Annotated in this window: 10 protein-coding genes; 6 read left to right on the top strand and 4 right to left on the bottom strand. The window is 65.4% G+C overall.

Translation table 11 applies throughout. From position 1 onward, the window contains the following. Window positions 1–159 precede the first annotated feature (159 nt). Together hxlB and hxlA are read left to right on the top strand one after the other, a co-directional pair. The gene (gene hxlB / locus ABV518_RS10005) at window positions 160–756 is read left to right on the top strand and encodes a 6-phospho-3-hexuloisomerase (RefSeq protein WP_367766865.1); all 597 of its coding nucleotides are present in this window, start codon (window positions 160–162) and stop codon (window positions 754–756) included. Window positions 757–802: 46 nt separating this feature from the next. After that, on the top strand, window positions 803–1,426 hold the full coding sequence (gene hxlA, locus ABV518_RS10000) for a 3-hexulose-6-phosphate synthase (protein WP_367766863.1): 624 nt from the start codon (window positions 803–805) through the stop codon (window positions 1,424–1,426). Window positions 1,427–1,808: 382 nt separating this feature from the next. On the opposite strand, the gene ABV518_RS09995 is transcribed toward hxlA, so the two are convergent. The 3 genes from ABV518_RS09995 to ABV518_RS09985 form a co-directional block, all read right to left on the bottom strand. Further along, window positions 1,809–2,636: an IclR family transcriptional regulator gene (locus ABV518_RS09995; protein WP_367766861.1), complete on the bottom strand. Its 828-nt coding sequence runs from the start codon at window positions 2,634–2,636 to the stop codon at window positions 1,809–1,811. 83 nt (window positions 2,637–2,719) lie between these two features. Beyond that, window positions 2,720–3,973 carry an aminopeptidase P family protein gene (locus ABV518_RS09990; protein ID WP_367766859.1) on the bottom strand — a complete coding sequence of 418 codons (1,254 nt, stop codon included), beginning with the start codon at window positions 3,971–3,973 and terminating at the stop codon, window positions 2,720–2,722. Window positions 3,974–4,167: 194 nt separating this feature from the next. Next, on the bottom strand, window positions 4,168–5,739 hold the full coding sequence (locus tag ABV518_RS09985) for a PucR family transcriptional regulator (protein ID WP_367766857.1): 1,572 nt from the start codon (window positions 5,737–5,739) through the stop codon (window positions 4,168–4,170). A 109-nt stretch (window positions 5,740–5,848) separates the two neighbouring features. Here ABV518_RS09985 and ABV518_RS09980 point away from each other — a divergent pair, with 109 nt between their 5' ends. Both ABV518_RS09980 and ABV518_RS09975 read left to right on the top strand, forming a co-directional pair. After that, window positions 5,849–7,378 carry a cytosine permease gene (locus ABV518_RS09980; protein WP_367766856.1) on the top strand — a complete coding sequence of 510 codons (1,530 nt, stop codon included), beginning with the start codon at window positions 5,849–5,851 and terminating at the stop codon, window positions 7,376–7,378. Window positions 7,379–7,434: 56 nt separating this feature from the next. Next, window positions 7,435–8,391 carry a polysaccharide deacetylase gene (locus ABV518_RS09975; protein ID WP_367766854.1) on the top strand — a complete coding sequence of 319 codons (957 nt, stop codon included), beginning with the start codon at window positions 7,435–7,437 and terminating at the stop codon, window positions 8,389–8,391. 130 nt (window positions 8,392–8,521) lie between these two features. Here ABV518_RS09975 and ABV518_RS09970 read toward each other — a convergent pair whose 3' ends face one another. After that, the gene (locus tag ABV518_RS09970; protein ID WP_367766852.1) at window positions 8,522–9,295 is read right to left on the bottom strand and encodes an oxygenase MpaB family protein; all 774 of its coding nucleotides are present in this window, start codon (window positions 9,293–9,295) and stop codon (window positions 8,522–8,524) included. 168 nt (window positions 9,296–9,463) lie between these two features. Between ABV518_RS09970 and ABV518_RS09965 the strand changes: the two genes are divergently transcribed. Together ABV518_RS09965 and ABV518_RS09960 are read left to right on the top strand one after the other, a co-directional pair. Next, window positions 9,464–11,587, top strand: coding sequence for a penicillin acylase family protein (locus tag ABV518_RS09965; protein ID WP_367766851.1), 2,124 nt, complete (start codon window positions 9,464–9,466; stop codon window positions 11,585–11,587). After that, window positions 11,574–12,167, top strand: coding sequence for a GNAT family N-acetyltransferase (locus ABV518_RS09960; RefSeq protein WP_367766849.1), 594 nt, complete (start codon window positions 11,574–11,576; stop codon window positions 12,165–12,167). The genes ABV518_RS09965 and ABV518_RS09960 overlap by 14 nt, the downstream gene beginning before the upstream one ends. The last annotated feature ends 42 nt before the right edge of the window (window positions 12,168–12,209 follow it).

Raw genomic sequence — 12,209 nt, 5'->3', positions numbered from 1 at the left:
TCATGGGGCCCTTTCGGCAGGAGCAGATCACGAACTACCAGAAAGTATAGCTATAACCATCTTTTATGGGCGTTACACCCATACCAAAGCAGCGGCAGGATTGATGGCGGAATACATCCCGGATGGATGGAGGCCTCCAACAGAGCGAAGGAGAAAATTGTGGGTTCAACAGCACTCGGTTCATCGGACCGGCTCAGCGCCGGGGCAATTCTCCAGAACTTGTCCGTCATTGCCGACGAGATCGGTGGCACCGCAGCCCAGGTCGATGGAGACCGACTGGAAGCGATGACGGCATCCATCCGGTCCGCCGACAGGGTTTTCGTCGCCGGTGCCGGCCGCAGCGGCCTCGTCCTCCGCATGGCGGCCATGCGGCTAATGCATCTCGGCCTCAACGTCCACGTAGCGGGCGACACCACAACTCCGGCCATCCGCGCCGGCGATGTGCTTCTGGTCGCTTCCGGCTCCGGCTCCACATCCGGCGTGGTGAAGGCGGCCGAAACAGCTGCAGCGGCCGGTGCCCGTGTGGCCGCGGTGACCACCAACCCCGACTCCCGCCTCGCCGACCTGGCGGATTCCCTAGTGATCGTACCTGCCGCGCAAAAGACGGATCACAACTCCAGTGTCACCCGCCAGTATTCGGGAAGCCTCTTCGAACAGGTCCTCTTCGTCCTCACCGAAGCCATTTTCCAAACCATCTGGAACGACACCGACGCACCGGCTGAGGAACTCTGGCTCCGGCACGCAAACCTCGAATAAACCTCTGCCTTAACCCCAAGCCAACACCAACAGAAAGAGAAACATCATGAAGCTTCAGGTAGCCATGGACCTCCTGACCACCGAAGACGCGCTTGAGCTGGCCGGTAAGGTCGCCGAGTACGTTGACATCATCGAACTCGGTACGCCCCTGATCAAGGCAGCCGGACTTACGGCTGTAACCGCAATCAAACAGGCCCACCCGGACAAGATCGTTTTCGCCGACATGAAGACCATGGATGCCGGAGAACTTGAGGCCGATATCGCATTCAAGGCCGGCGCAGACCTGGTCTCCGTCCTGGGAAGCGCTGACGATTCGACCATCGCCGGTGCCGTGAAGGCGGCCCATGCACACAACAAAGGCATCGTCGTGGACCTCATTGGCGTGCCGGACAAGGTCACCCGCGCCAAGGAAGCACGGGCCCTCGGCGCCAAATTCGTGGAGTTCCACGCAGGCCTGGACGAGCAGGCCCAGCCCGGCTTCGACCTGGATGGACTGCTCAGTGCCGGTGCAGAAGCACGCGTCCCGTTCTCGGTGGCCGGCGGCGTCAACCTCTCCACCATCGAAGCCGTCCAGCGGGCCGGCGCCGAGGTTGCCGTAGCCGGCGGTGCAATTTATGGTGCAGCTGATCCCGCATTGGCAGCCAAGGAGCTCAAGGCCGCCATCGTCTGAGCCTTACGTATGGTGCGGCGGCCGGCACCGGAAAGGTGCCGGCTTCCGCATGATGCAGTGCACTATTCGGCCCGATCATGTCCTCCGCCTGGAAAGCAGCAAATGCCAGATACCCTCGTCCGGTCACGCCGGACTGGAAATCCGCCCGGGGATCCGCGTGACCGCCCTCTGAGCAGGATTGCCGAACGTTCGTCCTTGCTGAGCGATACTCACACCAGACGCAATGCCAAGCGGCGAAAGACCATCGAAGGTTGGTCAGTAGGCGTTCTTGGCGTAATGGCAATGCTTGGAATCATCTGCGCATCGCTCCAGTACACCGGGTGGTGATCCCGGGTCCAGCTTTCCGCTGTAATCCATGGCAGCCGAGCCGCGGATCCTGGAGCTAGTGCCGGTTCGCCTGTTCTGGATTCGTGGGCGCCCGGCCTCCGAGGCGACTGGTGATCCGCAATGCCGCAGCCGCGCAGGCTTCGCCCAGACTTTGCAGTCGCTCTTGTGAGACGCGGAACCGGGGGGCAGGGATGAGGACCGCAGCCACAACGTCCCCGCGGTGGTCATGGACGGGTGCGGCCACCCCGACTTCGTCGATCGATGATTCACCGTAGTTGATAGCCCATCCCCTGTGGCCGATGTCGCCGAGTTTGATTTCGTAGCCCTCAAGGCTGGCATCATCCAGTCCCGGATAGGTGATGGCTCCGCTGCGCAATAAGGCTCGGACACGTTCGGCAGGTTCGGTGGAAAGGAAGACCTGGACGGAGGCGCTCATGGCGTCCTGGTACCTGGCTCCCAGCGGAGTGGTGTGTTTGATCTGGTGGGGGCTGGCGATTTGTTCGACACACATCGCCTCGGACCCGTTCCAGACCATGAGTGCACTCGTTTCGCCGGTCTGCTCGGTGAGTTCACGCAGGACCGGGTAGGCCACGCGGCGCTCTTCGAGTTCGGCCAGCAGCGGCCCCGCAACGGCAATGAGGCCCAGACCAAGCCGAAACCGGCGGGTCTCTGGATCGCGCTCCACGAGGTGTTCCTGTTCAAAAGTGGACAGGATCCGCGAAACGGTGCTTTTGTGCAGGCCGACCCGGGTGGCGATCTCGGTTACGCCGAGCAACGGTTCATCGGCGGTGAAGGTTCGCAGCACGGCGATGGCGTTGACGATGACGGACGTGCCCCTCGTATCGCCGTTTCCGCTGGCTTCAGGGGATTCTTCTTGGCTCATGGTGGTTACTATCATTCCGTACGGGGACCGGAAAGGCGGCACCACCTGTTACGTGGCGCCGCCTCCTGCGCGTCAGGGGAGAGTCAGGCCCCGATGATGTTGTGCTCCGGCCCGAACGGGAACTTGGTGATGTTCTCCGCCCCGTCCTCGCCCACCACCAGGATGTCGTGTTCGCGGTAGCCGCCGGCACCAGGCTGCCCGTCGAGGACAGTAATCATGGGTTCCATGGAGACCACCATTCCCGGTTCCAGGACAGTGTCGATGTCCTCGCGGAGTTCCAACCCGGCTTCGCGTCCGTAGTAGTGGCTGAGGACGCCGAAGGAGTGCCCGTAGCCGAAAGTACGGTTGGCGAGGAGCCCATAACCAACGTAGATCTCGTTCAGTTCGGCGGCGATATCCTTGCAGACCGCGCCAGGCTTGATGAGTTCCAGGCCACGCTTGTGGACCTCCACGTTAATGTTCCAGAGCTCCAGGGAACGGGCATCCGGTTCGCCGTAGAACAGGGTGCGTTCCAGCGCCGTGTAGTAGCCGGAGGTCATGGGGAAGCAGTTCAGCGAAAGGATGTCGTGTTCCTGGACCTTCCGGGTGGTGGCCCAGTTGTGGGCCCCGTCCGTGTTGATCCCTGACTGGAACCACACCCAGGTGTCCCGGATTTCAGAGTTGGGGAACGTCCTGGCGATCTCGTGGACCATTGCCTCGGTGCCGATCAGGGCAACTTCGTACTCGGTGATGCCAGCCGTGATGGCATTGCGGATGGCCTCGCCTCCGAGGTCGCCAATGCGGGCACCATGTTTGATGACCTCGATTTCCTCCGCTGACTTGATCATGCGCTGGCGCATCGCTGCCTGCGCCACATCCACGAGCGTTGCGCCGGAGAACGCTGCCTGGATCTTGTTGCGGTTGTCCAGCGGCAAGGAGTCATCCTCGACGCCGATGCGGCGCGGGTTGATGCCGCGCGTCCGCAGGACTTCCTGAATGGCGAAGATGTAGTTGTCCCGGCGCCAGTCCGTGTACACCAGGTTGTCGCCGTAGCTCCGGCGCCACGGCATGCCGGCGTCGATATTGGCCGTCACGGTGACTGTGTCATCCTTGGTGACCACCATGCCGTACGAGCGGCCGAAGGTAGTGAACAGGAAGTCCGAGTAGTACTTGATGGAGTGGTAGCTGGTCAGGACGACGGCGTCCAGGTCCTTCTCTGCCATGATCCGGCGAAGACCGGCAAGCCTTCGCTCGAACTCGGCGCCGGAGAACGTCAGGTCCACCTTTTCGCCGTTGTTCAGTACTTTCAGGCGCTCGAGCTCGGCTACGGACGATGCGTTCTCGGTGATGATGGTCATTGCGCGCTTTCCCTTCAATGCTGTGAACGGGACTTCATTGCCCTCAACATGTTGCGTTGGACGCAACCTTGTTGCATCAATATAGCTCCGCCGAGGGCGCGGGTCAATGGTCATGGCCAAAAATGGGGTGACGTCAAGCGTCTTCACCCACCTGATGGGTCCGAAACGCGCCCCAGCGTTGCTTCAGGCGTGCATCAGTTGCGCCAGCCGCCCACGGATCGCGGCAGGCTTGCCAGCTTCGTCGCAAGGTGCAGGGCAACAAGCCTGCCGGTCCCGCGGGGGTCGCCGCCGCACAGCGAGAAGATCCGCTGCAACCGCTGATGCATGGACTGCCGCTCGACGTGCAGCTCACGGGCAGCCTGCGCGGTGTTGCATCCTGAGTCCAGCCAAACCCTCAACGTTTCGACTAAAACGGACCGCCGCTGGGCATCATGGTCGAGGATTGCTCCCAGCTCCTGGCGAATGAACTCCTCCCGCCGGGCCTCGTCCATGGTTTCAACGGCAAGCCGCTCCACTGCGAATTCCTGGGCGTCCAGCACCCTGGCGCCTGGTCGCGAACCGGGCCTGAATGCCTCGGCGTCGGCGGCGAGTTGCAGGGTCAGCCGCGCCTCCGCCAGGGACCAGCGGGCCGATGCGATCCCGGAGGTGACCGGACCAACGGCGCTGACAGTTCCGTCGGGCGCGGCCAGCGAGTGCAGCCCGGTGATGATCTTGTTCCGGTCCCCCTGGGTGTCGCCTGGGCGAAGGCCGGCCAGAACCAGCAGCTCGGCGTTGTCGGCATAGCTCGCGCTTGGGTGGCCCGCGCGCAGCAGGAGGTGTTCCACCGCCGTGCGGAGTTGCTGGGTTTCAGGAGATCGGATGACGACGGCGACAAGCTGGCCAGCCGCCGGAATCCCCGCCGCCGGCGCGAGCTGCTGGAGCCGCCAGTTTTGGGTTCCCGAGTCGACTGCCCTGATCAGTGCTGCGCCCGCCATTTCCTTCAGGCCGGGTGGCATGCGCTGCAGCAGGGCAAGGGCAAGAATGTCCACGGATCGGCTTCCCGCGATCCTGGCCAGGTTCACATCGGCGTCCCCCTGGACGTGCAAGGCGAGGCGGGCAGCAGGCACTCCCCGCACTGGCACGTCAACGTGGATGACCTTTGTGCGGTGGTCCCGCGCCCCGTCCTCTGCCTCGGCCGGGTTGGAGCTGTCAGCGCCCTCGGCCGGCACCGCACTCGCCAGGGTGGCTCCCGCCGTCGACGTCAACACCACTTCTGAGCCGGTGGCTTCCGCGAGGACGGCAAGGATCCGGTCGAGGCTCCCGCCGTGGGCCAGTTCAACCGCCATGGCGTGGCTTGCTTGGTCAGCCTGCTGCAATTGGCCTGCAGACTCGCTCACCAACAGCGAGTTGATTGCTTCCATGACGCCCACGAACGGCACCGTTTTGCGAAGTTCGATCAGGGGAAGGCCTGCGCTTTCCGCCGCCGAGATCATCGACGAAGGAATGGAGGGCAGCTCAGTGCCGGTCTCGATGGCCAGCGCAGCCACACCCCGCTCCGCCAGCTCCCGGATGTATCCGGTGCGCCGCGTGTCGCTTGCCAGCGCGAGGGCCTGGCCGCCTGTCAGCAGCAGCTCACCGCCGCCTAGAAGCGGGGCGATGTCCAGGACTTCACTGGAATGGATCCACCGGAGCTGCGTTTCGGCCGCGATTCCTGCGGCGGCGCGGACCACCGGTTCGGCAGCAATGAGGGTGGAATGGTTCAAAACATCCTGCAGGCGTATTGGCATGACACTCCGTCGCGTAAGTCGCTGTACTTCACGACAGATTGTAGATGGTGCATGTGCGGTGGGCCACATAATCTTGAAGAATCCCCATCCCCTCAACGAAGAGGCCCCCATGCAAGAACCAACTTCTGCGCCAATAGCCGGGCAGCCAGCCCACCAAGAAGACGTCGAAGCCTGGCTCCAGCCCATTCCGGAATCCCAGCGCACCCACAAAGTCTCGGGCCAGTTCTGGATCTGGGCCGGCGCCAACCTGGCCCCGATCAACTGGGTCCTTGGCGCCCTCGGAATCCACCTGGGGCTGGGCTTCGCGGACACCGTCACGGTGCTGGTGCTGGGCAACCTGATCGGAATGCTTCTGTTCGGCTGTTTTGTCCTCCTCGGCCAAAAAACCGGCGCCACCGGCATGGTCCTGGCCCGCGCAGCATTCGGCCGCCGCGGCAACTACCTCCCGGCAGCCATCCAGGCGCTCCTGGTGATCGGATGGTGCGCAGTCAACACGTGGATCATCCTGGACCTGGTCATGGCCCTCTTCGGCACCCTCGGCTGGGTGGACCCAACAGCCCAGAACTACGCCTGGAAAATCGGGGTCGCCACCACCATCATGGCCGCCCAGGTAGCCATCGCCTGGTTCGGCTACAAAGCCATCGCCGCCTTCGAAAAGTGGACCGTCCCGCCCACCATCATCATCCTGGCCGTGATGTCGGCGGTCGCCTGGTTCGGCATGAAGATCAATTGGTCCTACGCCGGCCCGGCAGGCAACATCCTTGAAGGGTCGGAGCGGATCGCAGCCATGAGCGCCGTGATGACCGCCATCGGCATCGGCTGGGGCATCACGTGGTTCACTTACGCGGCCGACTACTCCAGGTTCGTGAGTACGGAAGTCCCCAAGAAAAAGGTCTACCTGGCGTCCGTCCTCGGCCAGTTCATCCCCGTGGTCTGGCTCGGCATCCTCGGTGCGAGCCTGGCCACCAACAGCGGCGAAATCGATCCCGGAAAACTCATCGTCCAGAACTTCGGCGTCCTGGCACTGCCCGTCCTCCTAATGGTGCTGCACGGCCCCATCGCCACCAACATCCTCAACATCTACACGTTCTCCGTCGCCACGCAGTCGCTGGACATCACCATCAGCCGCCGCAAGCTCAACCTGTTCGTCGGCGTCTTCTCCCTTGCCGCCGTCGTCTTCTTCATCTTCCAGGAGGACTTCGCAGCGGTCCTCGACGCCTGGCTCATCGGGCTCGTCGCCTGGGTCGCAGCCTGGGGCGGCGTCATGCTGGTCCACTACTTCTGGATCGAGAAGCGCTGGCCCGGCAACCCGGCACGGCTCTTCGACGCCGTCGGCACCAAGCGCCTTCCGGGCATCAACTGGGCAGGGGTCATCTCCCTCGTGGTCGGCATCTTCGCCACCTGGCTGTTTATGTACGGACTTGTGCCCGCCATGCAGGGCCCCATCGCCGTGGCCCTGGGCGGCTGGGACCTGTCATGGCTCGCCGGCGGAGTCGCCAGCGCTGCGACCTACGCAGTCCTGGGGCCGAAGGCCCACCGCAAGTACCTGGACAGCGCCCTGAACGTCCCCGCCAGCCATTCAGCAGAGCCTGGTCTTGCCGGCGTCGGAGGACCGCAGGCTGCACCCGCCGAAATCTGAACAGGGAACCCAACGCCAGACCTCGTCTGTAACTCTGAACCACTAGGAACCATGACATGAACCCCCTCGCCTTCCCGGACGAAGCCCACCCGATCACCTGGCCCGACGGCAAGCACGCAGCAGCTTCCTTCACCTTCGACGTCGACGCCGAGTCCTGCACGATCGCCCACGATCCCAAGAGCACCCGCCGGATGTCCCTGATGACCCACCAGTCGTACGGACCCAAGGTCGCCGTTCCCCGGCTGCTGCAGATCCTCAACCGGCAGGACATCCGGGCCACGTTCTTCGTCCCTGGCTTCACCGCCGAGTGCTACCCGGACACCGTCCGCCGGATCGTGGATGCCGGGCATGAGGTGGCACACCACGGCTACCTGCACGAGCACATGCAGGGGATCGACGCCGAGACTGAAGCCCGCTATTTGGACCGCGGACTCGCCGCCCTCGCCAAGGCCGCAGGGGTGGAGCCCGTGGGCTACCGCGCACCGTGGTGGGAGCTCAACTGGCAGTCGGCAGCCCTCCTCGCGGACCGGGGCTTCCTCTACGATTCAAGCCTGCTCGACGGCGACGCCCCCTACCGTTTCAGCGTCGCGCCGGGCGACAGCCGGGACATCGTGGAAATCCCCGTCGACTGGGCCCTGGACGACTGGGAGCAGTACGCCTTCTACCCCGGTGTCACCGGCAGCGGAGTCATTGAAAGCCCCGCGAAGGTCCTGGAAATGTGGACCCTCGAGGCAGAGGCACACCACGCGGCCGGAAGCTGCTTTGTGCTGACCAACCACCCGTTCATCTCCGGGCGGCCGTCCAAGGCAGTTGCCCTGGAGCAGCTCATGGAACGTGTGAAGGCAATGGACGGAATGTGGGTGGCCACCATGGAGGAGATCGCCGAGCACACCCGCCGCACGGTCACCGAGGTCCACGAACACGCCCGGATCGAAGTGCCGTCCTTCCCGGACACGGGGGCTGTGTTCACGCCGGCAAGCGTCCGCGAATCAAAGCCCAGCACCGCCCTCTAACCCAGGACGCTCGCTCACTTCCTGCAGCTTTTTCCAGGATGGTCTCTCACTCTGCTGAAGAAAGTGAGAGACCATCTGGGACTTTCCTGCAGGAAGTGAGAGAGCGTCTTTTCGGCACCGGGCGGGACGGCTACGCGGCGTCCAATTGCCCCAGGCAGTAGTTCTTGAACCAGTGCCTGATGCGCTGCGGCAACCGCGGATAAACCACCGCGGTGCACCGCATGGCGAGGTCGAACCGGCGCCCATGGCCTGCGCTCCACGTCAGCCCGAAGCCCTGGCGGAGGTGGTCGGGAAGAAAGCCTGCGGTCAGGAACCGGGCGAACGGCATGACGGCGCGGTACCAGAGCGGGCCGGTCCGCGGATGGAGCAGGCCGTGGGCGACCCGCACGGCGGCGTCGTCGGCGGTGAGGGACTCTATGCGGCTGTCCCAGTAAGCGCGGAAGGCCGCGCGGTCCGCAGGCCACAGCTCGGCCGGGAGCTGCAGTGCTGTTCCGAGCTTCGCGTAGTCGCGGTACATTTGGTCGGCCGTCTCCTCGTCGAGCGGGCCATAGACACGCTCGAAGACGGTGACGGCCGTGTCATAGAGTGTCGCCACCACCCACAGCTGCGACTCCGCGTCGAAGGCGCTGTACCCCTTGGAGCTTTCGTCCGGAGCCCGCCGGACCGGCGCATGGGCCCGGTTCACCCGGCGGCGGACGGCTGCCACCTGTCCGTCGGTGCCGTAGACGATGGCATAGACGTAGGTGAGTGTTCCGCGCAGCCGGTCGAGCGGCCGCTCCGTGAAGCGGCTGTGCTCGGCCACACCGTGCCCCACGGCCGGGTTTGCGATCTGCAGCAAAATGGCGCGGCCTGCCCCGGCGAGCAGAATGCCTTCTGCGCCAATGTCGGCAAGTCGAGGAACCATGCCCACAAATGTACCGGAGACAGCCAAGAGCGGGCACTGCGGAAGAGGACGACGGCGGCCGCCTCCCGCCGTCGTCCGCTTCCGTTTTCGGACGCAACATTTTGGCGAACCCCGCGCGTCGCCCTATTCTTTGGTTAGCTAAGCCTTACCTAACCACCGGAGACTCACGTGACCACCACTGCAACTGCCCCCAGCGACAGTTCCCCGGCCATGCCGCCTGAGATCTTCCGGGACGGGTGGGGCATTCCGCACCTGCGGGCCGGCTCCCCCGGCGAGCTGTCCTTCCTCCAGGGCTACAACGCGGCAGCGGACCGGTCCTGGCAGATCGAGATGGAACGCTGGCGGTCGGAGGGCCGGACGGCGGAGCATCTGGGCCCGGACGGACTCGACTGGGACCGGTTCGCCCGGCGCGTGCGGCTGGACGAGACCGCCCGCCGGTGCTTCGAAAATCTGGACGCTGACACTCGGCGCTGGTGCACCGCCTACGTGGACGGCGTGAACCACGCCCTCGAAGCAGGCCGCCGGGATGCCGCCGAGTTCCGCGCAACGGACACCACCCCGGCCCCGTGGGAGCCGTGGACGCCGCTCGGCGTTTTCCTGGTCCACCACATTCTCTTCGGCACGTTCCCCAACAAACTCTGGCGCGAACACGTGGCCGCGACCCTCGGCGACGACGCCGTGAACCTGTTCAGCATCGAGGCCCCGGTATGGGCCGGCAGCAACGCGTGGGCCGCAGCGGGCACCCTGACCGCGTCCGGTTCCCCGCTCATCGCCGGCGACCCGCACCGGCTGATGGAACTCCCGGGCGTCTACCAGCAGGTGCGGCTGGCGTGCCCGGAGTTCGACGTCGTCGGGCTGGCTTTCCCGGGCGTCCCCGGGATCCCCCACTTCGGCCACACCGGGTCAGTCGCGTGGGCTGTCACCAACGCCATGGCCGATTACCAGGATCTGTTCCGCGAGCAGCTGCGGGAAAACGACGGCGTGATGTCGGCTTTGGGGCCAGCAGGCTGGGAGCCGGTCCGTACGCACCATCGGGAAGAGATCCTGGTCCGCGGCTCCGCGGCTGAGACGGTGGAAGTCATCGAAACCGGCCGCGGTCCGGTCATTTCGGCAGAGCCCGACGGCGGGGCGCTGAGCCTGCGGACGCCGGCCCGGGCAGCGGGGACGCTGGGTTTCGAGGCCCTCCTGCCCCTCCTGCGCAGCCGGTCCGCCGGGGACGTGGAAGCGGCGCTGGACTCCTGGGTGGAACCGGTCAACTGTGTGCTGGTTGCCGACGCCGGCGGTGACGTCCGCCAGCTGGTCGCGGGAAAGGTTCCGGTCCGGAGCCGGCAAAACCGGGTCCGCCCTGTGCCGGGATGGTCGGCGGAGCACCAATGGACCGGAGACTGGGAGAAAATGCCCGGATCCCGCGTGGCCTCCCTTGCCGTGAACGCCAACGACCGCGATTCCGGCGGCGGGGACCAGCTGGGGCTCGAGTTCGCCCCCACCCACCGGGCCCGGCGGATCCGGCACCTGCTGGAGGATCACGGGCCAGGGCTGGATGCGGATGCCATGCAGCGGATCCACATGGACACCCAGCTCGGTTCCTGGCCGGCGCTCCGTGCCCTGCTGCAGGAACCCGCTTCGCTGTCCGCTGCGGCGGGTGCCCTCCGGGAACGGTTGCTGTCGTGGGACGGCCACATGGACGCGGACCGCAGCGACGCCCGAGTCTTTGCGGCCTGGAGGTCTGCGCTGGTCATCGCGCTGGCGCGCACACCCAAACTGCTGCCCCTCGCCGAACCGCACGGCCTCTCCCCTCTGTTCGGACCATGGCTCAACGCCGCCTCGCGGGTGGGCTTCGCCCTCGAAACGCTGATCGCGGACGGCCCGGCGGCCGGCGTCGACGTATCCTGGGCCGCCCGGGAGGCGCTGGAGGAAGTGGCCGCCGCAGCATACGCGGAAACCTGGGGATCCACCCATACTGTCCTGCCGCTGCATGCCCTGGACGATCACGGACCCCGAGGATTGGCGCCGGCAGTCCCCCTCACCGGCCTGTCCGGCGACACCGGCTGCGTCCTGTCCACCGAGAGCCTGCCCGGTGTGACCGACAGGTCGTTCCGCGGGCCCGTGGCCCGCTACGTCTGGGACCTGGCGGACCGGGCCGCGAGCCGCTGGATTGTGCCGTTCGGCGCCTCGGGGAATCCCGACGACGCACACTTCGCCAGCCAGCTGCCCCTCTGGGCGGCCGGCGACCTCATCCCCGTCATCACCGGCTGGGAGCAGCTGACCAAGGAGAACCATGACCCACGCTGACACCGCCGCTCCGCTCTCCGCCAGGGACGCCGTCTACACAGAGGAACTGCCCCGGCTGGGCCAGCTGCGGCTGATTCCGCTTGCCCCGAAAAGTGATGCGGACCTGCTTCATGGCTGGGTCAGGGAGGACCGGGCGAGGTTCTGGGGCATGCAGTCCATGAGCCGGGACGAAGTCCGGGACATCTACCTGTTCGTGGACAGCCTGGACACTCACCACGCCTATCTGATCTCCATCGATGACGAGCCCGTGGGGCTGTTCCAGACCTACGAGCCGCTGCAGGATCCGGTGGCTGACGCCTACCCGGCCCGTCCCGAGGATGCCGGGCTGCACTTGCTGCTGGCCCCGGCCGCACGGCCGGTCCCGAACTTCACCGCTACCGTGCTCGCGGGCCTGATCCGGTGCCAGCTGTCCGATCCCGCCAAGGACCGCGTGGTCGCTGAGCCGGACGCACGGAACAGCAAGGCGATCGCGCGATTCGTGAGGTTCGGGTTCGAAGCCGGCGCCAGGGTGCAGCTGGCCGAAAAGGAAGCGCAGCTGGTGTTCCTCACCCGCGAACGTTTCGAGTCCCGACGGCCCTAGCTCTTCACACGGCACCAAATCATCCAGGAGGGTTGGATTAAT

It is taken from the genome of Arthrobacter sp. HS15c, from assembly GCF_040812005.1.
Classification (GTDB): domain Bacteria; phylum Actinomycetota; class Actinomycetes; order Actinomycetales; family Micrococcaceae; genus Arthrobacter.
Note: the sequence above shows the minus strand (reverse complement) of the source record. Positions and strands in the feature narration are given on the sequence as shown.